Origin of the sequence: Microbacterium sp. YJN-G, assembly GCF_015040615.1 — a bacterium.
In the GTDB taxonomy this organism is placed as follows: Bacteria; Actinomycetota; Actinomycetes; order Actinomycetales; family Microbacteriaceae; genus Microbacterium.
Genome location: NZ_CP060402.1, coordinates 947826 through 972314 on the forward strand (window position 1 = coordinate 947826; position 24489 = coordinate 972314).

At 71.2% G+C, this 24489-nt stretch carries 24 protein-coding genes and 1 tRNA gene; 19 read left to right on the forward strand and 6 right to left on the reverse strand.

Annotated features, from left to right (window positions below; genetic code table 11):
* Nucleotides 1-111: 111 nt before the first annotated feature.
* Together H7694_RS04375 and H7694_RS04380 are read left to right on the forward strand one after the other, a co-directional pair.
* Nucleotides 112-270, forward strand: coding sequence for a hypothetical protein (locus H7694_RS04375; RefSeq protein WP_193598329.1), 159 nt, complete (start codon nt 112-114; stop codon nt 268-270).
* 59 nt (nt 271-329) lie between these two features.
* Nucleotides 330-926, forward strand: coding sequence for a gamma carbonic anhydrase family protein (locus H7694_RS04380; RefSeq protein WP_193598330.1), 597 nt, complete (start codon nt 330-332; stop codon nt 924-926).
* 120 nt (nt 927-1046) lie between these two features.
* Here the strand turns inward: H7694_RS04380 and gdhA are convergent, their stop codons facing one another.
* Nucleotides 1047-2405, reverse strand: coding sequence for an NADP-specific glutamate dehydrogenase (gdhA, locus tag H7694_RS04385; protein ID WP_413782933.1), 1359 nt, complete (start codon nt 2403-2405; stop codon nt 1047-1049).
* Nucleotides 2406-2533: 128 nt separating this feature from the next.
* Complete coding sequence (locus tag H7694_RS04390; RefSeq protein WP_193598331.1) at nt 2534-5203, reverse strand: phosphoenolpyruvate carboxylase; 2670 nt, start codon at nt 5201-5203, stop codon at nt 2534-2536.
* A gap of 75 nt (nt 5204-5278) precedes the next feature.
* Between H7694_RS04390 and H7694_RS04395 the strand changes: the two genes are divergently transcribed.
* Nucleotides 5279-6445: a Na+/H+ antiporter NhaA gene (locus H7694_RS04395; RefSeq protein WP_193598332.1), complete on the forward strand. Its 1167-nt coding sequence runs from the start codon at nt 5279-5281 to the stop codon at nt 6443-6445.
* A gap of 27 nt (nt 6446-6472) precedes the next feature.
* Nucleotides 6473-7159 carry a MazG family protein gene (locus H7694_RS04400; protein ID WP_193598333.1) on the forward strand — a complete coding sequence of 229 codons (687 nt, stop codon included), beginning with the start codon at nt 6473-6475 and terminating at the stop codon, nt 7157-7159.
* Nucleotides 7160-7235: 76 nt separating this feature from the next.
* Here the strand turns inward: H7694_RS04400 and H7694_RS04405 are convergent, their stop codons facing one another.
* Together H7694_RS04405 and H7694_RS04410 are read right to left on the reverse strand one after the other, a co-directional pair.
* Nucleotides 7236-7565 carry a type II toxin-antitoxin system PemK/MazF family toxin gene (locus H7694_RS04405; RefSeq protein WP_193598334.1) on the reverse strand — a complete coding sequence of 110 codons (330 nt, stop codon included), beginning with the start codon at nt 7563-7565 and terminating at the stop codon, nt 7236-7238.
* A 9-nt stretch (nt 7566-7574) separates the two neighbouring features.
* On the reverse strand, nt 7575-7811 hold the full coding sequence (locus H7694_RS04410; RefSeq protein ID WP_193598335.1) for a hypothetical protein: 237 nt from the start codon (nt 7809-7811) through the stop codon (nt 7575-7577).
* A 77-nt stretch (nt 7812-7888) separates the two neighbouring features.
* On the opposite strand from H7694_RS04410, the gene H7694_RS04415 reads away from it, so the two are divergent.
* Both H7694_RS04415 and H7694_RS04420 read left to right on the forward strand, forming a co-directional pair.
* Nucleotides 7889-9235: a histidine--tRNA ligase gene (locus tag H7694_RS04415; RefSeq protein WP_193599071.1), complete on the forward strand. Its 1347-nt coding sequence runs from the start codon at nt 7889-7891 to the stop codon at nt 9233-9235.
* A gap of 123 nt (nt 9236-9358) precedes the next feature.
* Nucleotides 9359-10132 carry an SGNH/GDSL hydrolase family protein gene (locus H7694_RS04420; RefSeq protein ID WP_227468286.1) on the forward strand — a complete coding sequence of 258 codons (774 nt, stop codon included), beginning with the start codon at nt 9359-9361 and terminating at the stop codon, nt 10130-10132.
* Between the two features lie 20 nt (nt 10133-10152).
* Here H7694_RS04420 and H7694_RS04425 read toward each other — a convergent pair whose 3' ends face one another.
* Nucleotides 10153-11388, reverse strand: coding sequence for an APC family permease (locus H7694_RS04425; protein ID WP_193598336.1), 1236 nt, complete (start codon nt 11386-11388; stop codon nt 10153-10155).
* 165 nt (nt 11389-11553) lie between these two features.
* Between H7694_RS04425 and H7694_RS04430 the strand changes: the two genes are divergently transcribed.
* The 13 genes from H7694_RS04430 to H7694_RS04490 all read left to right on the forward strand — a co-directional run bounded on the left by H7694_RS04430 (nt 11554) and on the right by H7694_RS04490 (nt 24245).
* Nucleotides 11554-12648 carry an enolase C-terminal domain-like protein gene (locus tag H7694_RS04430; protein ID WP_193598337.1) on the forward strand — a complete coding sequence of 365 codons (1095 nt, stop codon included), beginning with the start codon at nt 11554-11556 and terminating at the stop codon, nt 12646-12648.
* On the forward strand, nt 12645-13490 hold the full coding sequence (locus tag H7694_RS04435; RefSeq protein WP_193598338.1) for an amidohydrolase family protein: 846 nt from the start codon (nt 12645-12647) through the stop codon (nt 13488-13490). Before H7694_RS04430 ends, H7694_RS04435 begins: the two co-directional genes overlap by 4 nt.
* Nucleotides 13487-14506: a Gfo/Idh/MocA family protein gene (locus H7694_RS04440; RefSeq protein WP_193598339.1), complete on the forward strand. Its 1020-nt coding sequence runs from the start codon at nt 13487-13489 to the stop codon at nt 14504-14506. Before H7694_RS04435 ends, H7694_RS04440 begins: the two co-directional genes overlap by 4 nt.
* Nucleotides 14507-14681: 175 nt before the next feature.
* Nucleotides 14682-15527 carry a fumarylacetoacetate hydrolase family protein gene (locus H7694_RS04445; protein ID WP_193598340.1) on the forward strand — a complete coding sequence of 282 codons (846 nt, stop codon included), beginning with the start codon at nt 14682-14684 and terminating at the stop codon, nt 15525-15527.
* Between the two features lie 81 nt (nt 15528-15608).
* Nucleotides 15609-15974: a GntR family transcriptional regulator gene (locus H7694_RS04450; RefSeq protein ID WP_193598341.1), complete on the forward strand. Its 366-nt coding sequence runs from the start codon at nt 15609-15611 to the stop codon at nt 15972-15974.
* Nucleotides 15971-17008 (forward strand): DUF1648 domain-containing protein, encoded by a 1038-nt coding sequence (locus H7694_RS04455; RefSeq protein ID WP_193598342.1) that lies wholly within the window; start codon nt 15971-15973, stop codon nt 17006-17008. Before H7694_RS04450 ends, H7694_RS04455 begins: the two co-directional genes overlap by 4 nt.
* Nucleotides 17005-17979 (forward strand): CPBP family intramembrane glutamic endopeptidase, encoded by a 975-nt coding sequence (locus H7694_RS04460; protein WP_193598343.1) that lies wholly within the window; start codon nt 17005-17007, stop codon nt 17977-17979. Before H7694_RS04455 ends, H7694_RS04460 begins: the two co-directional genes overlap by 4 nt.
* A gap of 32 nt (nt 17980-18011) precedes the next feature.
* Nucleotides 18012-18674: an O-methyltransferase gene (locus tag H7694_RS04465; RefSeq protein WP_193598344.1), complete on the forward strand. Its 663-nt coding sequence runs from the start codon at nt 18012-18014 to the stop codon at nt 18672-18674.
* 174 nt (nt 18675-18848) lie between these two features.
* The gene (gene eno / locus H7694_RS04470; RefSeq protein WP_193598345.1) at nt 18849-20129 is read left to right on the forward strand and encodes a phosphopyruvate hydratase; all 1281 of its coding nucleotides are present in this window, start codon (nt 18849-18851) and stop codon (nt 20127-20129) included.
* Between the two features lie 44 nt (nt 20130-20173).
* Nucleotides 20174-20722 (forward strand): FtsB family cell division protein, encoded by a 549-nt coding sequence (locus H7694_RS04475; RefSeq protein WP_193598346.1) that lies wholly within the window; start codon nt 20174-20176, stop codon nt 20720-20722.
* Between the two features lie 54 nt (nt 20723-20776).
* Nucleotides 20777-21313 carry a DUF501 domain-containing protein gene (locus H7694_RS04480; protein WP_193598347.1) on the forward strand — a complete coding sequence of 179 codons (537 nt, stop codon included), beginning with the start codon at nt 20777-20779 and terminating at the stop codon, nt 21311-21313.
* Nucleotides 21310-22671 (forward strand): S8 family serine peptidase, encoded by a 1362-nt coding sequence (locus H7694_RS04485; protein WP_193598348.1) that lies wholly within the window; start codon nt 21310-21312, stop codon nt 22669-22671. The genes H7694_RS04480 and H7694_RS04485 overlap by 4 nt, the downstream gene beginning before the upstream one ends.
* 20 nt (nt 22672-22691) lie before the next feature.
* Entirely contained in the window at nt 22692-24245 is a 1554-nt protein-coding gene (locus H7694_RS04490) for an NAD(P)/FAD-dependent oxidoreductase (protein ID WP_193598349.1), read from the forward strand.
* Nucleotides 24246-24392: 147 nt separating this feature from the next.
* Here H7694_RS04490 and H7694_RS04495 read toward each other — a convergent pair.
* Nucleotides 24393-24465 (reverse strand) — tRNA-Leu (locus tag H7694_RS04495).
* Nucleotides 24466-24489: the final 24 nt, after the last annotated feature.

Below are 24489 nucleotides of genomic sequence, written 5' to 3' on the forward strand. Positions count from 1 at the left end.
ACCCGCCGTCGCTGGTGAGCACCTGGCCGACCACCCACGAACCGGTAGCGGACGGCGGGAGCGCGGTCAACGGCCTGTGCGACGCGCGGGGGAGGGAGGATGCTGTTGGGCATGTGGACTCTTGTGATCGTGCTTCTGGTGGTCTGGGCGGGCCTGTCGATCCTCGGCTTCGTCGTGAAGGGGCTCTTCTGGCTCGCGGTTCTCGGGATCGTCCTTTTCCTGGCGACCCTTGTCTTCGGCATGTTCCGGGGGCGGGGCGCGAACCGCTGACGTCCGTGCGGCATCCCCGATTCCTGGGCAGCGCGCTCACACCCGGCTAGTCTGGCCGCATGATCTACGAGCACCTCGGGGCTCGGCCCCGCATCCACGACACTGCGGTCGTGGCGCCCACCGCTGTGATCTCGGGTGATGTCGAGATCGGTCCGGACTGTCAGGTGCTGCACGGCGCCGTGATCACCGCCGAGGGCGGGCCCATCACCCTCGGTGAGCACGTGATCGTCATGGAGAACGCGCTGATCCGCGCCACCGCCGCCAACGCCGTGCACATCGGCGATCACACGCTGGTCGGCACGCTGGCGAGCATCGCGGGTGCGACCGTGGGCGAGGAGGTCTTCTTCGCCTCCGGCGCTCGCGTCTTCAACGGCGCGGTCGTCGGCGCGCACTGCGAGATCCGGGTCAACGCCATCGTGCAGCGGCGGGCGGTGCTGCCCGAGGGGACCGTGGTGCCGATCGGCTGGGTCGCCGTCGGAGACCCCGTGCGCCTCTTCTCGCCCGATCGCGCCGACGAGATCGCCGAGGCGATGCCCGACCTCGACTTCCCGGGACACGTGTTCGGTGTCGATCGCGACACCCCCGATCTGATGGTGCAGCTCACCGAGCGGTATGCCAGCTCACTGGCCCGTCACGCCGACGACCACCGCCTCTGACAGCGCCCGCGCCGCGCCCGCCCCGCCCCGCCCCGCCCCATCCGTCTATATGTCACGAAGTGCCGCTATCCGAGGCGGATAACGGCACTCAGTGACAAATAGACGAGAGGGGGGACGGGGTCAGATGACGCCCTGGGCGAGCATCGCGTCGGCGACGCGCTCGAAGCCGGCGATGTTCGCCCCGGCGACGTAGTCGCCCGCGACGTCGTAGCGCTCCGCGGCACGGAACGACGCGTCGTGGATGTCGGCCATGATGTCGCGCAGCTTCTGCTCGCTGTTCGAGAAGTTCCAGCGCTGACGCGCGGCGTTCTGGCTCATCTCCAGCGCCGAGGTGGCCACGCCACCCGCGTTCGCGGCCTTGCCCGGTGCGAACAGCACCGACGAGTCCTGGAACGCGCCGACCGCCTCGGGGGTCGAGGGCATGTTGGCGCCCTCGGCGACGGCACGCACGCCGTTGGCGATCAGCATCCGCGCCGAGTCCACATCCAGCTCGTTCTGCGTCGCCGACGGGACGGCGATGTCGACCGGGACCTCCCAGACGTTGCCGCCCTCGACGAAGCGGGCGCCCGGACGGCGGTTCGCGTACTCGACGATACGGCCGCGCTCGACCTCCTTGATCTGGCGCAGCAGGCTCAGGTCGATGCCGGCGTCGTCGATGACGTAGCCGGAGGAGTCGGATGCCGTCACGGCGCGGGCGCCGAGCTGGGTGGCCTTCTCGATCGCGTAGATCGCGACGTTGCCCGAACCCGAGACCGCCACGCGCTTGCCCTCGAGGGTCTCGCCGTGCACGGCGAGCATCTCCTGCACGAAGAACACCGCGCCGTAGCCGGTGGCCTCGGTGCGCACCTGCGCACCGCCCCAGCCGATGCCCTTGCCGGTGAGGATGCCGGACTCGTGGCGGTTGGTGATCTTGCGGTACATGCCGAACATGTAGCCGATCTCACGGCCGCCGACGCCGATGTCACCCGCGGGGACGTCGGTGTGCTCGCCGATGTGGCGGTACAGCTCGTTCATGAACGACTGGCAGAAGCGCATGACCTCGGCCTCGCTCTTGCCGTGCGGGTCGAAGTTCGAGCCGCCCTTGCCGCCGCCGATGCCCTGGCCGGTGAGCGCGTTCTTGAAGATCTGCTCGAAGCCGAGGAACTTGATGATCGAGATGTTCACCGTCGGGTGGAAGCGCAGTCCGCCCTTGTACGGGCCGAGCGCCGAGTTGTACTGCACGCGGTAGCCGCGGTTGACCTGCAGCTTGCCGGCGTCGTCGATCCACGGCACACGGAAGATGATCTGCCGCTCCGGCTCGACCAGACGCTCGAGGATGCCGTTCTCGATGTACTCGGGGTGCCGATCGAGCACCGGCCCGATCGAGTGCAGCACTTCGTGCACTGCCTGGTGGAACTCCGGCTCATTCGGGTTGAGCGCACGCACTGCGTCGAAGACGGGCTGTGCGATGGTGCTGAGCGGGTGGAAGTCGGCAGTGATATCGGTCACGCGGGAAGCTCTCTGAGAGATGGGTATGGGGGATGCGAGCGATCGTGTCGCATGATGCTTCGCCGGATCAGGCTGAGTTTTCACTTTACAACGCTCGCTAGGGGTCCCTAGCATCCGTGTCACCCGGTGTTCTGAAGACCCGCCGCGACGCCGCTGACAGACAGCAGCAGCAGCCGCTGCAGATCGGCATCCTGCACGGGCTCGACCGTCGCCGTGCTGCGCAGGGCGCGCAGCGCCCGCAGCTGCAGCAGCGAGAGCGCGTCGACGTACGGCGTGCGCAGCTGCACGGCGCGCTGCAGGATCGGCTTGTTCGTCAGCAGCGCGTCGCCGCCGGTGAGGCGCACGACCCACTCGCGGGTCAGGCGCAGCTCGTCGAGCACGATCGCGGCGAGGTCGTCGCGGTCGCCGAGTGCGAGGTACTCGCGGGCGATGCGCTCGTCGGTCTTCGCCAGGCTCATCGCCACGTTGTCGACCATGGTGCGCAGCAGCGGCCACTCCCGGTACGCCTCGATCAGCGCCTGCTCGTCGCCGACGGCATCCAGGGCGGTGCCCAGGCCGAACCAGCCGGCGAGGTTGATGCGCGCCTGCGTCCAGGCGAACACCCACGGGATCGCCCGCAGGTCCTCGAGCGACTCGACCGACAGGCCGCGCCGAGCGGGGCGTGAACCGAGGGCGAGCAGCCCGATCTCCTCCATGGGCGTCACGGTCGCGAACCACGGCGCGAAGCCCTCGGCCTTGACCAGCGAGAAGAACCGCTCACGGGAGGCGGTGTCCATCGTGCTCGCGATCGACGCGAACCGCTCGGCCGCGCCGCTGGTGCGCTGCTCCACGGTGGGGGATGATGCCAGCAGCGTGGCTGCCGCGACCTGATCGATGTGGCGCATCGCGATCGCCGGCTCGCCGTAGCGGGCGAAGATCACCTCGCCCTGCTCGGTGAGCTTGAAGCGCCCGTCCACCGAGTGCGGCGGCTGCGCGAGGATGGCCGAGTTCGCCGGTCCGCCGCCGCGGCCCAGGGCGCCACCCCGGCCGTGGAAGAGGGTGAGACGGATGCCGTTGTCGACCGCCCACTGCGCGATGTCGCGCTGCGCCTCGTACAGGGCGAGGTTCGCGGCGACGGGCCCCACGTCCTTGGACGAGTCGGAGTAGCCGAGCATGACCTCGAGCCGATTGCCAGTGGCCTCGAGCCGGGCGCGGAACTCGGGGAAGGTGACGACCTCGGCGAGGATGCCGGGAGCGGCCTGCAGGTCGGCGAAGGTCTCGAACAGCGGCACGACGTCGAGCACAGGGGCGTCGTCGCCGAGCGCGTAGGCGGCGAGGCGGTGCACCGCGGCCAGATCGCCGGCGGAGCGGGTGAACGAGACGACGTAGCGGCCGGCGGCCCGCATCCCGTACCGCCGCTGGATGTCGGCGACGGCGCGGAACACGTCGAGCACCTCGGTGGTGCGCTCGCTGATCTCACCGCCGGCGTCCAGTTCGGCCAGCGCCTCGGCGTGCACCTGGGAGTGCTGGCGCACCTCGAGCTCGGTCAGGTGGAAGCCGTAGGTCTCCACCTGCCAGATCAGGTGCTGCACCCCGCCGAAGGCGTGCCGCACCGCACCGGCCGACTCCAGGGAGGACTGCATCGTGCGCAGGTCTGCGAGCAGCTCTTCGGGGGCGCTGTAGGCGCCATCCGCCTCGGTGCGCGTGGCGTGCACCCGGTGGGCGAGGGTGAACATCACCCGGCGGTGGGGCTCGTCGGGCGAGCGCTTGGCGATCTCGGCCGCCAGCTGCGGCTCGGCCTGCTCGAAGCGCGTCCACAGCGCGAGCACGTCGGCGCTGGGCGGGGTGTCACCGGCGTCGAGGGTGAGCGTGCGGCCGATCCGCTCGATGGCGCGCTCGATGCCGCGCAGCACGTGATCCGCCGCGATGTCGGAGGCCTCGCGGGTCACGGATGCGGTGACGAACGGGTTGCCGTCGCGGTCGCCGCCCACCCACGACCCGATGCGCACGAAGGCCGGGACGACCGGGGCGACGCTGCCCGACTGCTCGCCGCGCAGGGCGTCGTCGATGCGGCGGTACACGTGCGGCACCGTGGTGAACAGCGTCTCGTCGAACACGTTCATCACCGTGCGCACCTCGTCCGTGGGCGAGGGCTTCTGCGCCCGCAGGGGAGCGGTGCGCCAGAGCGTGTCGATCTCTTCCAGCATCCGGCGGAGTGCGCGCCGCTGCTCGGCCCCGCCGTCGCTGGCGGCGTCGTGCTGGGTGAGCAGCTCGGAGAGCCGGCGGATGCTGCTGGACACCGCGCGGCGGCGCGCCTCGGTGGGGTGCGCGGTGAAGACGGGGTGGAAGCGCAGCTCGGCGAGGCGCGCGGCGGCCTCGTCGTCGCCGACCTCCCGGCGCAGCTGTGCGAAGGCGCCCGCGACGGTGTCGGTCGCCTCGTCGCGAGAGGGGCGGCCCGCGCGCTCGCGCAGCACGCGCACCCGCTGGTGCTCCTCGGCGAGGTTCACGAGGTGGAAGTAGCAGGTGAACGCCCGGGCGACCTCGTCGGCCCGCTCGATCGAGAACGAATCGGCGATGGATGCTGCGCGCTCGAACGCGTCGTCGCCGTCGGCATCCGCCGCCTGGATCGTCGCCAGGCGCAGCCGCTCGACGTCCTCGAACAGTCCGGGCGTGCCGGATTCGCGCAGCACCTGACCCAGCAGACCGCCCAGCATGCGCACGTCGGCGCGCATGCTGTCGGGGATGCCGTTGGACGCCTCGAAGCGGCTGATGACGCGGATGGCTTCGGTATTCGTGGGCTCGGGGGGCATATCCCGAGCGTAACGCGGGGCCCGTCGGCGCCCGTGCTTCGTGACGGCGCCAGGGCAAGTCCTAGCATGGACGGGATGCGCATCTCGGCAAACCCTCTTCGCGGCCAGCAGTTCCCGGCCTTCCTCCTGCTCGCGGCAGCGGCCATCGGCCTGCTGCTGGCGAACCTGCCCACGCACGGCCCGATCGCCGACGTGCTCCACGCGCACATCGCCGTCCCCGGCACCTCGCTCGATCTGTCGATCGCGCACTGGGTCTCTGACGGGCTGCTCGCGATCTTCTTCCTCGTGGTGGCGATCGAGCTGCGGCACGAGCTCACGCACGGCGAGCTGAACTCGCTGCACAAGGCCGTGCAGCCGGCCATCGCCGCCGCCGGCGGCGTGCTCGTGCCGATCGGCGTCTACCTGCTCATCGCCGGCGACTCGTCGACAGCGTCCGGCTGGCCGATCCCGACCGCCACCGACATCGCCTTCGCGCTGGGCGTGCTCGCCATGTTCGGCAAGGGGCTGCCCCCGGCCGTGCGGGTGTTCCTGCTGGCGCTGGCCATCCTCGACGACATCATCGGCATCGTCTTCATCGCCGTGCTGTTCGCGCACGACGTCGACTGGCTGGTGTTCGCGCTCGCCGCAGTCGCCGTGGCGGTCTTCTGGCTGCTCAGCCGCTGGCTGCACAGCGCCGGGCACTCGGGCATCGCGGTGGCGATGGGCGTGGTCGGCGTGATCGCGTGGGGGCTCATGGCGGCATCCGGCATCCACGCCACGATCGCCGGCGTCATGCTCGGTCTGGTCATGGCGCCCGTGCCGGCCGAGCGCACCCGCCACGCGCTCGAGCCCACCGTGAACGGGCTGATCCTGCCGGTGTTCGCGTTCGTCGCCGCGTTCGTCGTCATCCCGCAGGTGTCGCCGAGCGAGCTGTCGCCGGCGTTCTGGGCCATCCTGGTCGCCCTGCCGGTGGGCAAGATCATCGGCATCACGCTGTTCGGGTGGATCAGCCTGCAGCTGCGCCCGCGCGGCACGGCCCCCGCACTCGTGCTTCCCGATCTCGTCGCGGCCGGTGTGCTCGGAGGCATCGGCTTCACCGTCTCACTGCTGCTGGCCAACCTGGCCTTCGCCGACGACGCCGCGGTGCGCGACCAGGCGATCCTCGGTGTGCTGGGCGGCTCGCTGATCGCCCTGCTGCTCTCGGGAGTATTCGTGTCGCTGCGAGCGCGGCACTATCGCACCCTGGCAGCGCGGGAAGCCTGACCCGGCTCACTTCTGGAGGAGAACGCGATGACCGACCCGCTCGAGCTCTCCGACCCGCTGCGCGCGGCTGCCGAGACCATGCGTCAGGTGCGCGAACGCTGCGTGTGGTCGCAGCGGATCACCCACCGCGATCTCGTGCCGTACCTCATCGAGGAGTCGCACGAGCTCATCGACGCCGTCGAATCCGACGATCGCGCCGAGCTGCGCGAGGAGCTCGGCGATCTGCTCTGGCAGGTGCTCTTCTACACCGCCGTGGCGGCGCAGCATCCCGATGACCCGTTCGACATCGACGATGTCGCGCGCGGCCTCGCGGAGAAGATGGTCCGCCGGCATCCGCACGTCTTCGCGGATGCCGTGGCAACCACACCCGAAGAGGTGCTCGTGCACTGGAACGCCGCCAAGGCGGCCGAGAAGCGCGAGCGGCGCAGCGTGCTCGACGGGGTGCCGAGCGGGATGCCGGCGCTGGCGCGGGCGCAGAAGGTGCTCGGGCGTGCGGAGAAGGTCGTCGATCAGACCCCGGTCGTCGAGCGAGCCGGAGGCGAGACGATACGCGTCGCCTCCGAATCCGCCCTCGGCGACCTCCTGCTCGCCCTCGTCGCCCAGGCCCGCGAGAACGGCTGGGACGCCGAGCGCGCCCTGCGAGAGCGCACCCGTCTTCTGGAGGACGAGGTCCGCGCCGTCGAGGCCGTGCGCGCGCCCAGCGTGGATCGATAACGCTGCGCAAGCAGCGTCCGGCGCTCGGCGGGGATCGAAGACGCACCGGATTCCGCATCCGGGAATGGGAACTCGGTCACAGGTCCAGAAACCGTCGCAACCAGTGCCGGATGCGGTCCATCGCCAGTTCATCGGCGGCGCCGATCCGTCCGTGCAGGCGCTCTCGCGAGATGACGCGGAGCTGTTCCGTCATCGCCCAGGACGGACCCGGCAGTCCGAGCAGCGGGACGTGATTCGGCCACCTTCGGTCGCGAGACGTGACGGGCACGACAAACGCCAGGGAATCGACGAGCTCCAGGAATTCGTTACCCGCCACGATGACGGCCGGTCGCCGTCCTTTCTGCCCGCGGCCGATCGCGCCGTCGGGTGTCATCCAGACGATGTCGCCCTGCACCAGGTCTGTCATAGGCCGTGCTCAGTCCTGAATCGGTCCCTGCGCGGCATCCCACCAGGCGGTCTCCTCGCGGTAATCCGCCCAGTCATCCGGCGTCATGCGCGCCATCGCCTCGCGCAGCCCTGCGAAGTCCTGCTCACGGCGGTGCGCATTCACGAGGAACGCCAACTGCTCACCGATCGTGCGGTTCTCGGCGCGGGCCTGCTCCTTCAGCAGGTCCCGCAGCTCGGTCGAGACCTTGATCGTCGTCATGGTCATACTTCGAGTATACCGTGAGGAATACCTGCAAGACCTGGAAAGATGGACGGGTGGCAACCGTGAACCCGCCGCGCGGAATGCGCGACTTCCTCCCCGCTGACAAGGCCCGTCGCGAGCGTGTGCTCGCCGTCATCCGCGACCGCTATCGCGCGCACGGATTCGACGAGATCGAGACGCCCGTCGTCGAGGAGTACGACCGCCTGCACGCCGGCATCGGCGGCGACAACGAGAAGCTCTCGTACAACATCCTGCGACGGGGACTGGATGCCGACGGCATCCGCGCGGCCGCAGACGACCCCGCCGCCCTCAGCGACCTGGGCCTGCGCTACGACCTGACCGTGCCGCTGGCGCGGTTCTACGCGACCAACCGCGGTCAGCTGCCGACCGTGTTCCGCGCGATCCAGATCGGCCCGGTGTGGCGCGCCGAGCGCCCGCAGAAGGGCCGCTACCGACAGTTCGTGCAGTGCGACATCGACATCATGGGCGATGAGTCCGCGCGCGCCGAGGCCGAGCTGATCGTCGCCTCGCTCGACACGATCGACGCGTTGGGCCTGCAGGGCGGCAGCGTGCGCGTGAACGATCGCCGCGCGCTGGAGTGGATGCTCGACTCCTTCGGCTTCACCGCCGACGAGCGCCCGGGCGTGCTCATCACGATCGACAAGCTCGACAAGATCGCCGCCGACGGCGTCGCCGCAGAGCTGCGCGAGCGCGGCGTCACCCCGACGGCCGTCGACGCGTTCGAGGCCTTCCTCACCCGGCCGCAGACCCTCGAGCACCACCCCTACGGCGAGACGCAGATCCGCAGGGCGCTGCCCGAGGGGGCGCCCGACGAGATCGTCGCGCACCTGGTCTCGCTGGGTGAGGCCGTCACCGCCGCCCGCCCTTCGATCCCCACGCCCCACTCCAGCCGCCGCTCCGCGTCGCCCGGAGCCTCGGGGGCGCGTGGGCCCAGCGCAGGGGCCCAGCTGGAAGAGGAGCCGCCACTCGTCTACGACCCGTTCCTCGTGCGGGGGATGGGCTACTACACCGGCACGATCTTCGAACTCGCACACCCCTCGGTCGGCTACTCGCTCGGCGGCGGCGGACGCTACGACGGCATGATCGGACGGTTCCTGGGCCAGCAGGTGCCGGCCGTCGGATTCTCGATCGGCTTCGAGCGCATCGTCGACCTGGTCGCCGAGCAGGAGCAGGCCTCGGCGAACGCCGTGGTGCTCATCCACGACGCCGACGTGCCGGTGGCCGAGCTGCTCGCGCACAAGACCGCTCTGCTGCGTGACGGCGTCGCCGACCGGGTGCGGCTCGAGCGCCGCACGAAGAACCTGAAGGCGCTGCTGGAGCGCTCCGCCGCCGACGGTTACACGGGTTTCGCGTCGGTGCGCGCGGGAGACCGGCCCGGCGCCGCGGAGATCAAGCCGCTGTCCTGATACCGCTGTCCTGATACCGCGGACCCCGGGACCGACCCCGGGCCCACCCGGGGTCAGCGACTGTCGCCGGACGGTCGCGTGACGTTCACGCGCGGTTCACGCCGGCGCGATGGGATCGGATGCGTGAACCGCATCCGCACCGCGCTCGTGACGACCGCGGTGCTGGGCACCGCCGTGGCGGCCGTCCGCCTGGGGCTGAGCCGGCAGGCGTCGATCGCCCGCAGGCGCATCGGCAAGCCGCTCGGCGAGCAGGCGCTCGACGTCGACCGGGTGTGGCGGCCGCGCCTGCCCGGTGAGCCCATAGACCTGCTGATCCTCGGCGACTCGGTCGCTGCGGGCCTCGGCGCCACCCGCCCGAAGGAGACTCTCGGCGGGCGGCTCGCGAAGAGCCTGGCGAAGCGCGCGGGCCGGCCGGTACGGCTGCGGTCGCTCGCCGTGGTCGGCTCCGAGTCGCCGGACCTGCCCGGTCAGCTCGACCGCCTGGGCGACGACGAGCGCCCGCAGGTGGCGGTGATCGTGGTCGGTGGGAACGACGTCACGCACCGCATCCCGGTCGCCGAATCCGTGCGGCATCTGGTCGGTGCCATCGTCCGGCTGCAGAACCGGGGAGCGCACGTCGTGGTGGGCACGTGCCCGGATCTGGGCGCACTGCGCCCGGTGCCGCAGCCGCTGCGCTCGCTCGCCTCGCGCCTGTCGAGGCGGCTCGCGCTCGCGCAGGCCGCGGGGGCGGCGCGCGCCGGCGCGGCATCCGTCGACCTGCGCCGTGCCGTCGGGCCGCTGTTCCTCGACGAGCCGGAGCAGATGTTCAGCCTCGACCGCTTCCACCCCAGTGCGCTGGGGTACCGGCGCACCGCCGAGGCGCTGCTGCCGGCCGTCGAACGCGCCCTGGCAGGCTGACCCGCGAGCTCGGCGGGGAGTCAGGCCCGGGTGGCGAGCAGGCGCAGGCGCAGCATCCGGTACCCGAGCCCCGCGAGCACGATGCCGACCCCGATCAGCGAGCCCAGTGGCGGCAGGGTCGCCACGAGCACCACGCATCCGGCTGCACCCAGCACCTGCAGAGCACGCGGGTAACGGCGCGCGTCCCCGCGCTGGCGGAACGCCGACAGATTCGCCAGCAGGTAGTACAGCAGCACTCCGAAGGACGAGAAGCCGATCGCGCCGCGCAGATCGGCGACGAGCACGACCCCGATGACGATGAGCGCGATGGCGATCTCCGCTCGGCGCGGCACGTGCCAGCGGTCGTCGATCACCGACAGGAAACGCGGCAGGTCTGCCTCGCGCGCCATGGCGAGCGTCGTGCGGCCGATGCCGGTCAGCAGCGCCAGCAGCGCCCCCAGCGACGCGGCGGCCGCGGCGATGCGCACGACCGGCGCCGCCCAGGTCCAGCCCGCCGCCGCGGCGACGTCGGCGACCGGGTGCGCGCTGCCCACGGCATCCCCGCCCAGCGTCAGCCACACGACGATCGCGATGAGCACGTAGACGACCAGGGCGCCGCTGAGCGCCAGCACGATGGCGCGGGGGATGTTTCGCGCCGGGTCGACGACCTCTTCGCCCATCGTCGCGATGCGTGCGTAACCGGCGAACGCGAAGAAGATCAGCCCGGCACCCTGCAGCACGCCGTAGGCGGTCGCGTCGGGCAGGGGAGCGGGTGAGGCCCCGGGCGTCGTCGAGAAGCCCGCCACCATGACGATGGCGAGGCCGAGCAGCGAGAAGAAGACCAGGATGCGGGTGAGCAGCGCCGTGCGGGTCACGCCGAAGCAGTTCACGGTCGCCAGCGCCGCGACCGCGGCGACGGCCACCGGCGTGCGCCACTGCTCGGGTGCGGCGTACGCGGCGAAGGTCATGGCCATGGCCGCGCAGCTGGCGATCTTGCCGATCACGAAGCACCAGCCGGCGATGAACCCCGACCACGGCCCGATCTCGGCCCGCGCGTAGGCGTAGGTGCCGCCGGCGACCGGGTGCACGGCGGCCAGCTGTGCCGAGGAGGTCGCGTTGCAGAACGCGACGAGCGCGGCGACGGCGAGGGCGATCAGGATGCCCGAGCCGGCGGCGCCGAGCGCAGGCGCCCAGACGGCGAAGACACCCGCCCCGATCATGGAGCCGAGCCCGATCGAGACGGCATCGGTGAGGTTCAGGCGACGTGCGAGGGGCATTCGCCCATCGTGCCACCGGACGGTGAACGTCGGGTGACGCGCGCGCCGGGGGCGCGGCATCCGTTCCAGATATTGAACATGGAATCCATGAGTTGAACGACGATCGGGAACTCGCTACGGTGTCGTCAGGATGTAAAGTCCGAGCAGACCCAGCGAGGAGCACCGATGCGCATCACCGAGGTGACGACTGCCGTTGCGCCCTTCACCCGCGGAACGCGACTCGACCAGACGCGCATCTCGACGCCGATGAGCGCATTCCCGCGCCACGCCGAGCAGCGATCGACCTGGCGCGGGCCGGGGTCGGATCTCGTGTGGGTGCTGGTGCGAACCGATGACCCCGAGGTGTGGGGCATCGGGCAGTCCCGCGGCGGCCGCGTCACCGAGGCGCTGATCGGCGGGCACCTCGCCGAACTGCTGCGCGACCGCGATCCGCTGGCGATCGCGGAGCGGGTGGAAGAGTTGCGCCGCGCGACCCAGCCCTACGCTGCGGGCGGCATCGCGTCCATGGGGGTCGCTGCCGTCGAGCTCGCGCTGTGGGACCTGGCCGCTCGCGCGGCGGGCCTGCCGCTCGTGCGGATGCTGGGCGGGGCGGGGGAGCCGGCGCCGTACTACCTGACCGTCCCGGACCGCTCGGTGTTCGACCTGCTCGACCCCGAGCTGATCGCCGGCGCGCGCACCGTGAAGATCCCGGCCCGGCTGGGCCCGGCCGACGGCCCGCGTGCCGTCTCGGGCGTCGTGGCCGACCTCGAGGCGACCCGCGAGCGCGTCCCCGAGCACATCCCGCTCTCCATCGACTGCTTCATGTCGTGGGATGTGGCCTTCACGCGGCAGGTCGCCCGTGCGGCATCGCCCCTCGGGCTGGACTGGATCGAAGAGCCGCTGCATCCGCTCGATCTCGACGGTCACCGGATGCTGCGCGAGATGATCTCGCCGCGCATCGCCTCCGGCGAGCACGTCTTCACCCTGCGCGACGGACGCCGGCTGATCGAACAGGGCTGCGTCGACGTCGCGCAGTTCGACGTCACCTGGTGCGGCGGCATCGACGTCGCCCGCACCCTCGGGCGCCAGGCGGTCGACGCCGGGATGCTGTTCGCCCCGCACGCCGCGGCACTGCAACCCTGGGCGCTGCACCTAGTGAGCGCCTTCGGCCCCGGCGTCTGGCTCGAACTGCTGGTCGGCATCGACGGCACGACGAGCGTTCCCGTGCCCGGCGAAGCGCCGGGAGTGGGGATCGGCCCCGCCGAGGTGGGGCTCGCGTGATCGTCGACACGCACTGCCACTGCTGGCCGCGCTGGCCGTACGCTCGCGCCGCAGACGCGCCGCCCATCGACGTGCACCGCCACGGCTCTGCCGAGCGGCTCCGCGAGACGATGACGGCGGCCGGCATCTCCCACGCGCTCATCGTCGCCGCCGGCATCGGCGACCCGCCGATCGACGACAACGCCTACGCGCTCGAGGCCGCCCGCCGGCATCCGGGATCGTTCTCCGTCGTCGCCGACGTCGACTCGAAATGGAGCGCGACGCACCACGACGGTCGCATGGCCGACCGCATCCGGGCCCTTCCCGACGCTCCGGCGCTCGCCGGGGTGAGCCACTACCTCGCCGACGAGACGGACGACTGGATGGCCTCGCCGGAGGCCGATGCAGCCGGAGCCGCACTGACGGAACGGCGGATGCTGCTCAGCCTGCACGCCCCTCCCGCCTGGCACGCGGCCGTCGGGGGATGGGCGCAGCGTCACCCCGAGGTGCCCGTGCTGCTTCACCACCTCGGCCTGGTGCGGGATCAGCGTGAACTCGACGGACTGCTCGCGCTGGCGGAGGTGCCGAGCATCATCGTCAAGGCATCGGGCTTCGCCTACATCGACCCGTCCGGTGCGCCGCCGTATCCGGCGGGCGTCGAGCGTCTGCGTGCAGTGGTCGAAGCCTTCGGACCCGACCGGGTCGCGTGGGGATCGGATTTTCCCGTCTCACCCGAGCACGGCGTCGGCATCGACCGTGCTCTCGGACTCGTGCGCGACGCCGTGGGGGCACGGGGTGCATCGGCATCCGAGGCGATCATGGGCGCGACCGCACACCGGCTCCTGAGCAGGAGGCACGCATGACCTACCGGATCGCCGTCGTCGGGGCAGGCGACTGGGCGTCGCGGCACCACCTGCCCGCCCTCGCGAGCGACCCCCGCGCCGAGATCGCCGTGATCGTCGACGCCGATCCCGCGCGTCGTGCGGACGCGGGGGAGCGGTTCGACGCCCCCGTGGCGGAGTCGCTGCAGCCGCACCTCGATCGCGGTGGACTGGATGCCGTCGTCATCGCCACGCCGCACACGACGCACGCGCCGCTGCTCACCGCCGTGCTGGATGCCGGAGTCGCCGCCCTCGTCGAGAAACCGCTCACGCTCAACTCGGCCGAGGCGACCGCACTCGTCGCGCGAGCCGGCCTGGCGAGCGTGCCGGTGCTGGTCGGCTACACCGCGCAGTACACACCGGCCGCGCTCGCCGCGAGGTCATGGGTGCAGGAAGAGCTCGGGGAACTGCGCCAGGTGATCGTGGAGTTCTCCTCGCGCGCGGGCGCCCGGTACGCACAGGCCGACGCAGGCGACACCCGCAGCGCGTATTCGGCGGCATCCGGCGCGGGTCAGGCGACCACCCAGCTCACGCACGCGTTCGCGGCCATCTGCTACACCACGGGACGAGCGTTCACCGAGATCGCGGCGCTCACCGCTGATGCCGGTGGCGCCGTCGACGTCGACGACGCCGTGGCGTTCCGGCTCGACGGCGGCGTCACGGGCGCCGCAGCCTCGACCGGGGCGCTGCCGGCGGGGCTGCCGATGCGGCACGTCGTGCGCTACATCGGAGAGTACGGCATCGTCGAGCATGATCTGCTGCTCTCGACAGCGCGCCTCGACGGCCAGGGCGGCGTCTCCCGGCGGGTTGCGCCGACGCACGCGGAGCGGCCGTACCCGGCGGACGCGCCGGTGCGCGCGCTGCTCGACGTGCTCGACGGCGCCGCCATGAACCCCGCCCCGATCTGGCCGGCCGCGGCAGCCGTCGCCGGCATCGAGTCGGTGCTGCGCTCCGCGCGCAGCGGACGGCGGGAGGCCGTCGCGGTGATCCCGCGCTGACGGCCGCGCCGGCAGTCATTCGCCTCCGCCGCTGCCACCCGCCACCCGTCACCGGACTCGTCCACGGACCTCGCCGCTCGTGAGCCTCGCCGCTCGCGACCCCTCTCCGCTCGCGACCTCAACGCCCGCGACTCCTATCCGCCTGCGAACCCGCCCTAACGACAAGGACACCGTCATGCACCTCCTCCGCCTCGGCCCCCTCGGCCACGAGATCCCCGCCCTCCGCGACGACGAGGGGATCATCCGCGATCTGCGCCCGCTCACCTCCGACATCGATGGTGCCTTCCTGCAGGATGACGGGATCGCCCGGGCTCGCGCTGCGGCGCCGGGACTCCCCGTGCTCGATGGTGCCGGTGCCCTGCGTGTGGGGGCGCCCATCGCGCGCCCGACCGCGGTGATCTGCGTGGGGCAGAACTATGCGGCGCACGCCGCCGAGTCGGGCGACTCACCGCCCGAGGTGCCGATCATCTTCTTCAAGCACCCGAACACCGTGGTCGGTCCCTACGACGACGTGCCGTTCCCGGCCGGTGCCGAGAAGCTCGACTGGGAGGTCGAGCTCGGTGTGGTGATCGCGCGCCGCATCCACCGCCTCGCCTCGCCGGACGATGCGACCGACGCCATCGCCGGATTCGCCGTCAGTCACGACGTGAGCGAGCGCGACTGGCAGGTCGCCGAGTCGGGAGGGCAGTGGTCCAAGGGCAAGTCCGGCCCTTCGTTCAATCCGCTGGGCCCTGCACTGGTGCCGCTCGCCGACATCGCCACCCCCGATGCGCTGCGGTTGTGGTCGCGCGTCAACGGTGAGAAGCGGCAGGACTCGAACACGGCCGACCTGATCTTCAGCGTCCCCACCCTGGTCTGGCACATCTCGCAGTACATGGCGCTCGAGCCGGGCGACCTCATCAATACCGGCACGCCCGAGGGCGTGGCACTGTCGGGCCGGTTCCCGTACCTCGCGCCCCGCGACGTCGTCGAACTCGGCATCGAGGGACTCGGCGAGCAGCGCCAGGTCATCGCCGGCTGATTCGTGCCGCGCGCCGCAGCGCGGGTTCCGACTTCCCTGATTGATCTAGTTGTAATAGAATAATCACGCAGGGAGGTGCACATGCTGATCCGAGTGGATGCAGACAGTCCGCGACCGCTCTTCGAGCAGATCGCGGCATCCGTGCGCGGCGAAGTGCTCGCGGGCCGGCTGCGGCCGGGCGACCGGCTGCCCGCGGCACGCGAGGTGGCCGAGGCGATCGACGTCAACGTCCACACGGTGCTGCGCGCCTACCAGCAGCTGCGCGACGACGCACTGATCGACCTGCGCCGCGGACGCGGGGCGGTCGTGTCCGCGTCGGCCGGCGCACTGGTCGAACTGCGCGAGGACATCCACGCACTCGTCGACCGCGCGGCATCCCTCGGCCTGTCAGCCACGGCGCTGGCCGCCCTCATCCAGGAATCCGACACTCGAGGACAGGACTCATGAACCACAGCGCATCCGACATCCGCCGCGCGCGGACCGCATACGTCTGGGCCGGCGTGATCGCACCGGTCATCCTGCTCGTGGCCGCGCTCGCCGTGCTCGCCTCGTGGATGCCCGTGCTGCCCGACCCGATCGCCTCGCACTGGGGCCCGGGCGGGGCGGATGCCTTCGCGCCCCGGTGGACGGTGCTGCTCCTTCCCGTGCTGGGGCTCGTGATCGCCGGCGCGATGGCGGCCACGGTGCTCATCACCACGCGCCGGACGGCGGCACGCGGCTGGCCCGCGACCTCGCGGTTCCTGGGCGCGATGGCGCCCGGCATGAGCGGGATGCTCGCCGTTCTCGCGGTCGCGATCGCGGGGGCCCAGCGCGGGCTGGACGACGCGAGCGACGTGCAGGATGTGACCGCATGGGTGCTGCTGGCGCTCGGGATCGGCGTGGTCATCGGGCTGGTCGCCTGGTTCGCGCAGCCGTCGGTCGCCGCCGTGCCGGCGGCGCAGCATCCGATCGTCGCCGTCCCGCTGGGGGCGAACGAGCGCGCCGTCTGGTTCGGCACGGTCTCCACGGCGCTGCCCGCCCGCATCGTCATCGGCGTCGTCACCGGCGTCATCGTCATCACCGCCCTGGTCACCCTCGCCATGGGGCAGGCGGTCGGATGGATGCTGCTCGGCGTCGCCGCGTTCATGCTGTTCCTGCTGGCGATCACGCTCGTGTTCCGCGTCACCGTGAGCGAGGCGGGGCTGCGGGTGCGGTCGCTGGTGGGCTGGCCCGACACGCGCATCCCTCTGGAGTTCGTCGCAGCAGTCACGGTCGTGCCGCTCGACCCGTTCGCGGAGTTCGGCGGCTGGGGCTGGCGGCACAGCCTCGACGGCCGGCGCGGGGTCGTGCTGCGGCGTGGCGACGCGCTGCAGATCACCGGGAGCGACGGACGCGTGTTCGTGGTCACCGTGGACGGCGCGGATGAAGCCGCAGCCGTGCTGCTGGCGCTCAAGGACAGGAAGGCCGCGGGAGCGCCCGCGGCGGACGGGGAGGGATCATGACCGATCGGGTGATCGACGACGCGGATGCCGTCGCGGTGACGCGCGTGCGACCTGCGGCAGTCGTGGCCTTCGTGATGCTGGCGTTCGCGCTGGCATGGCTCGCGGTGCTGCCGCTGTGGCTGGGCGACGGGCTGGCCGCGCCGTTCAGCTTCGCGATCCTGCCGCTGATGATGACGACGCCGACCCTGGCGCTGCTGATCGTGCTGCTCGTGCTGCGCCCGCTGCCGCGCGGCCGGCGACTGCGGTTCCTCGGCGTGTGGCCGCTGCGCCCCGCCAGGCGGGTGATCGGGATGTCGCTGATCGGGCTGTTCGGCCCGATCGTGCTGATCGCGCTGTCGGCGTTCCTCGCGATCGCCCTCGGCTGGGTGCAGGCCGACCTGACCGGCTTCTCCGGCTTCGCCGGCGCGCTCGAGGCGACGACGCCCGACGGCGTGCCGGCGCCGCCCGTGCAGCTGATCATCGCGCTGCAGCTGATCTCGATCCCCGTGGTGGGCGCCACGCTGAACGCGCTGTTCGCGTTCGGCGAGGAACTCGGCTGGCGCGGCTTCCTCGTGCCCGCGCTGCGACCGCTCGGCACCTGGTCCGCACTGCTGCTCAGCGGGGCGATCTGGGGCCTGTGGCACACGCCGGTCATCCTGCTCGGGCACAACTTCGGGCGCACCGACATCACCGGCGTGCTCGTCATGACCGTCGGCTGCATCGGCTGGGGCGTGCTGCTGGGATGGCTGCGCCTGCGCTCGGCATCCGTGTGGCCCGCCGTGTTCGCGCACGGCGCGATCAACGCCGCCGCGGGCATGGTGATGCTGTTCCACGCGGCGGGCAGCACCGTCGACCCGGCACTGGCCGGACCACTCGGCGTCGCCGGCTGGATCGTCTGCGCCGTCGCCATCGCGATCCTCGCCCTCGCCGGCCAGTTCCGCCGCCAGCCGCAGCTCGCCGACCCTGCCGCGCCGCCCGCCGCGAACCCTTGACGGGTGCGCGGGCGTCGCGGTTGGCTGAGGGCATGGTAGAATCCACCCCGCGCGCCTGGCGCGCCGCCGACGAGTACCTCGCAGACGTCCTGGTCGGTGACGACCCCGCACTGGAGGCGGCGCTGGCCGCGCAGCGGGAAGCGGGCATGCCCGAGATCGAGGTCGCGCCGGTCGCGGGCAAGCTGCTGAACCTGCTGGTGCGGATCAGCGGTGCACGCCGCGTGCTCGAGATCGGCACCCTGGGCGGGTACTCGACGATCTGGATGGCCCGGGCCGTCGGAGACGGCGGGCGTGTCGTGACGATCGAGGCCGAGGCGGGCAACGCCGCCATCGCCCGGGAGAGCATCGACGCGGCCGGGGTCGGCGACCGCGTCGACATCCGGATCGGCCGCGGAGCCGACGTGCTGCCCACTCTCGTCGGCGGATTCGACCTCGTCTTCATCGACGCCGACAAGGAATCCAACACCGTCTACCTCGACTGGGCGGCGCGGCTCGGGCATCCCGGCACCGTCATCGTCGTCGACAATGTCGGCCGCGACGGCGAGATCGTCGACGAGAACACGAAGGACACGAAGGTCATCGGCACGCGCGACGGGCTGCGGATGCTGGGTGAGGACCCGCGCTTCGACGCCACGGCGCTGCAGACCGTTGGGATCAAGGGCTGGGACGGCATGGCGATCGCACTCGTCGTCTGATGCTTCGATCCCCCCCCCACTCCCCCCGCCGTTCGCGTCGCGCGGAGCCTCCGGGGCGCGTGGGCCCGGCTCAGCAACCATGGATCGCTGAGCCTGTCGAAGGGCACGGCTAGACTGGCGCACGGATCGACGTCGCTCCACATACCCTTTCCTCTCTGAGCAAGGAGCACATCTGTGGCACTTATCGAGGCAGTAGGCGCACGCGAGATTCTGGACTCGCGGGGCAACCCGACCGTCGAGGTGGAGGTGCTCCTCGATGACGGCATCGTGCAGCGCGCCGCCGTTCCCTCCGGCGCGTCCACCGGCGCGTTCGAGGCGTACGAGCTGCGCGACGGCGACAAGAGCCGGTACGGCGGCAAGGGCGTGCTCAAGGCCGTCGAGGCCGTCATCGACGAGCTCGGCCCCGCCATCGAGGGCGTCGAAGCCAGCGAGCAGCGCGTCGTCGACGAGATCCTGAACGAGGTCGACGGCACCGACAACAAGAAGCGCGTCGGCGCCAACGCCATCCTCGGCGTCAGCCTCGCCGTCGCCAAGGCCGCGGCCGACTCGGCCGACCTGCCCCTGTTCCGCTACCTGGGCGGACCGAACGCGCACCTGCTGCCCGTTCCGCTGTTCAACGTCATCAACGGCGGCGAGCACGCCGACAACGGCATCGACATGCAGGAGTTCTTCCTCGCGCCGATCGGTGCCGACACCTACTCCGAGTCCCTGCGCTGGGGCGTCGAGACCTACCACGTGCTGCGCAGCGAGCTCAAGGCCGCCGGCTACGCCACCGGCCTCGGCGACGAGGGCGGCTTCGCACCCGACCTGCCCAGCAACCGCGAGGGCCTCGAGTTCCTCATCAAGGCGATCGAGAAGGCCGGCTTCACCCCCGGCAAGGACATCGCCCTCGGCCTCGACGTCGCCGCCACCGAGTTCTTCAAGGACGGCGTCTACCGTCTCGACAACAAGGACTGGACCGGTCCCGAGCTGATCGAGTACTACCAGGGCCTGGTCTCGGACTTCCCGATCGTCACCATCGAGGACGCCCTCGCCGAGGACGACTGGGACAACTGGAAGCAGCTCACCGATGCGCTCGGCAGCAAGGTGCAGCTGGTCGGCGACGACCTGTTCGTCACCAACCCGCAGCGCCTCGGCGACGGCATCCAGCGCGGCGTCGCCAACTCGCTGCTGGTGAAGGTGAACCAGATCGGCACGCTCACCGAGACCTTCGACGCGGTCAGCCTCGCGCAGCGCTCGGGCTACACGGCGATGCTCTCGCACCGTTCGGGCGAGACCGAGGACACCACGATCGCCGACCTGGCCGTCGCCACCAACGCGGGTCAGATCAAGACCGGTGCGCCCGCTCGCAGTGAGCGCGTCGCGAAGTACAATCAGCTTCTGCGCATCGAGGAGGAGCTGGGAGACGCCGCGGTGTTCGCCGGCGCTTCCGCATTCCCGCGCTTCAAGGGCTGATCCGGGAACACCGACACCCGGACGAGACACGAAGGAGGGGGAGCATGGCACGACGACCGGCTCCCCCTTCGCCGTCCCGTGGCCCGGCCGCGGGCGGCTCCGACCGCCCTGCCCGCCCGGCAGGTTCCGCGCGCCGCAGCGCTGCGGGCACCCGCTCCGTCGATGTGCGCGAATGGACGGGCGGCATCCGGCTGTCGACCTTCGCGGTGATCATGCTCTCGCTGGTCATCCTCGGCACCTGGGTGCTGGTGCCCTCCATCGGCACCTACCTCGACCAGCGTCAGAAGATCGCCGCCCTCGAGCAGTCCGTGCAGCTCACGAAGGAGCAGATCGCCGAGCTCGAGCAGGAGCGCGTGCGCTGGGACGACCCCGCCTACATCACCACGCAGGCGCGTGAACGGCTGTACTACATCAAGCCGGGAGCCGTGGTCTATCTGGTGGACAACGACCTGGATCCCGCCGACATCCCGCCCGAGCAGCGCGAGGTGAGCGATGAGATCCGCGAGCGGCCCTCGGACTGGATGCCGCAGCTGCTGCGCAGCCTCACCGCGGCCGGGCTCGCCAAGAACGCCATCGAGGCGCCGGCGGACTGACCGCCGCGCGGTGCCCTGAGCCTTCGCTCAGGTCGCGGCCTCTACGCTGGAGGTGTGACGAGACCGCCTTACGAGACGCCGACCCCCGCCGAGATCGACGTCGTCTCGCAGCAACTGGGCCGCGAGGCCCGCGGTGTCGTCGGCATCGCCGCCCGCTGCGTCTGCGGCAACCCGACAGTCGTGGCCACCGCTCCGCGGCTGGCGGACGGCACGCCGTTCCCGACGTTCTACTACCTGACGCACCCCGCCGCGACCGCGGCGATGTCGACGCTCGAGGCGACCCAGGTCATGCCCGAGCTCGCGGCACTGCTCGAGGAGGATGCCACGGTCGCCGAGGCCTACCAGGCAGCCCACCACGCCTACCTGGCCGATCGTGCCCAGTTCGGAGACGTGCCCGAGATCGACGGCATCTCCGCCGGCGGCATGCCCACCCGCGTCAAGTGCCTGCACGCCCTGGCCGGCCACGCGCTCGCCGCGGGCCCCGGTGTGAACCCGATCGGCGACGCCGCCCTCGCCCGCTCGAGCTGGTCTCCGGAGCGCTGCGCGTGCACCGACCCGGGAGCGGCCCGCGCGGGGAGCACCGGGGGATGAGCTCGCGCCGGATGCTGTCGGGCATCGCCGTGTCGACGGCGATGGCGGCATCCGTGCTTCTCGCGGCCATGCCGGCGACCGCCGCGCCACCGGCATCCGCCGCCGTCCAGACCGCGACGACCCCCTCGCCGACGCCGACCCCGCTGCCGATCCCGGATGACCCGGCCGACCCGGTCCGGGCACAGGAGTACTGGCTGGACGGGGCGCGCATCCGTGACGCCTGGCACGTCACCCGCGGCGCCGGCGTCACGATCGCCGTGATCGACACCGGCATCGGCAAGCCCCCGGTCACCTTCAAGGGCGCCGTCGTAGACGGCACCGACGTGTCGGGCAACGGCAGCCCCGACGGCCGCACGCCGGTCGGCCCGGTCGACAGCAACCACGGATCCTGGGTCGCATCACTGGCGGCCGGACGCGGCAACCCCGACGGCACCGGCATGATCGGGGTGGCGCCGGAGGCGAAGCTCCTCTCGGTGTCGCTCGGCTTCGGAGCATCCGCGTCCGTGCCGTTCACCGAACAGGTCGCCGAGGCCATCCGCTGGTCGGTCGACCACGGCGCCGACATCATCAACCTCTCGTTCACCACCAACACGCTCGACTGGGACAGAAGCTGGGACGAGGCGTTCCTGTACGCGTTCGAGCACGACGTCGTCGTGATCGTCGCCGCGGGGAACCGCGGCAGCGGCACCACGATCGTCGGCGCACCCGCGACCATCCCCGGAGTGCTGACCGTGGGAGGCGTGGATCAGACCGGCACCGCGAGCCGTGAAGCGTCGACACAGGGCATCACGATCGGGATCTCCGCCCCCAGTGAGTCGCTGCTGGGGATGTCGGCCGACGGCACGCTGGTGCCCTGGAACGGCACCAGCGGTGCGGCGCCGATCGTCGCGGGCGCCGCGGCGCTGGTGCGCTCGGCGCATCCGGATCTGGATGCCGCGAATGTCATCAACCGGCTCATCCGCACCGCCATCCCGGTGCCCGACATGCGCAGCACCCCCGACGTGCTCTACGGCTACGGGCTCCTGGACGCGCACGCAGCGGTCACAGCATCCGTGCCCGCGGTGAAGCAGAACCCGATGGGCGATCTGAAGGAGTGGATCCGGCTGCACCGCCGCGCCGATTCGCCCACCGAACCCGCTCCCGACACGTCGGCGACACCGATCGCGGTGCCGCCGCTGCCGGCCGCCGATCCGCCGCGGGAGAAGGGTTCACCGCTTCTTCCCTCAGAGGAGAGCCTGAGGTACGGTACCCTGCCGCTCTTGGCACTCACGGTGCCTGGTACTCTGATAGCGCTTGGCGTCACCGCAGCTGCCCGGCGCATCCGAACGGAGCGCGGTCGACGCACTCCCACACCCTGACGACGAGGAGTTGTCCCCCTGTGCCTCAGAACAGCACTGCACCCCGCATTCTGATTGTCGGTGGAGGCTACGCAGGTTTCTACACCGCATGGAAGCTCGAGAAGCACCTTCGACGAGGTGAGGCCGACGTCACGATGGTGGATCCGCTGCCGTACATGACGTACCAGCCCTTCCTGCCCGAGGTCGCTGCCGGTTCGATCGAGGCGCGCCACGCCGTGGTCGCCCACCGTCGTCACCTCAAGCGCACCAATGTGATCACGGCGAAGATCACCGGCATCGATCACGCCAACAAGGTGGCGACCATCACCCCGCCGGTCGGCGACCCGTACGAGTTCGCGTACGACCAGATCGTCGTCACCGCCGGTGCCGTCTCGCGCACTTTCCCGATCCCCGGCATCGCCGACAACGCGATCGGGCTGAAGACCATCGAAGAGGCCGTCGCCGTCCGCGACAAGCTGATGTCGAACTTCGACAAGGCTGCCTCCGTGCCCGCGGGCCCTGAGCGTGACCGCCTGCTGACCACGGTCGTGGTCGGCGGTGGCTTCGCAGGCATCGAGGTGTTCGCCGAGCTCCGCTCGCTCGCCTCGTCCCTCATCTCGAAGTACCCGCAGCTCTCGTTCGATGACACGCACTTCCACCTGATCGAGGCGATGGGCCGGATCATGCCCGAGGTCTCGCTGCCGACCAGCGAGTGGGTGCTCAAGGACCTCGCCAAGCGCGGCGCCAACGTGCACCTCGACACCCAGGTCACCGGCGCGGTCGACGGCAACGTCGAGCTCTCCACCGGCCAGGTCATCCCGACCGATCTCATCGTCTGGACCGCGGGCGTCATGGCCAACCCGACCGTCGTGCGCGGCGGCGACCTGCCCGTCGAGGAGCGCGGCCGCATCCAGACCCGCGCCGACCTGCGCGTCGGTACGGCCGAGCAGCCCGTCGAGGGCGCATGGGCCGCCGGTGACGTCTCGGCCGTTCCCGACCTCTCGGGTGGCGGCGTCGGCGGCTACTGCGTGCCGAACGCCCAGCACGCGGTGCGTCAGGCGAAGCTGCTCGCCAAGAACCTCGTCGCCGTGCTGCGCGGCGAGGGCACCAAGGACTACTTCCACAAGAACCTCGGCGCCGTGGCCGGCCTCGGCCTCTACAACGGCGTGTTCCAGTCGGGCAAGCTCGCGATCAAGGGCTTCCTCGCCTGGGTCGCGCACCGCGGCTACCACGGCCTTGCGATGCCGACCTGGGAGCGCAAGTTCCGCGTGTTCGGCGGCTGGTGGAACAACCTGTGGCTCGGCCGCGACATCGTGAACCTGCAGACCGTGCAGAACCCGCGCTACGTGTTCGAGGAGTTCGCCGCCCGTCCGCGTCCGGCCGCCGCGCCCGCAGCCCCGGCTGCCCCGGCCGTGCCGTCGCCGGCCGACAAGACGCCGGCGAAGTCCGAGACCGCTGCCGACGTCAAGGAGAAGCGCACGGAGTCCGGCGCCGTCAAGACGGATGCCGTGAAGCCCGCCGCGAAGAAGGCGCCCGCCAAGAAGGCGCCCGCGAAGAAGGCTCCCGCAGAGGAGACCGCTGAAGCCAAGGCCTGAGCCACAGCAGCTGAAAGGGTCCGACCGAGATCTGATCTCGGTCGGGCCCTTCGCTGTGCCGGAAGGCGTCACGCCGCGTTGAACTCGTCGGGATGCGGGCCGGTGCGGCCGTCGCGCTCCAGGGAGTCGATGGCTGATGATGTCTCGTGCCCCCACCGGGATTCGAACCCGGACTGAAGCGTGTTTAAGACGCCTGCCTCTGCCGTTGGGCTATGGGGGCCCGCGAGCCCCAGCCTAGCGAGCG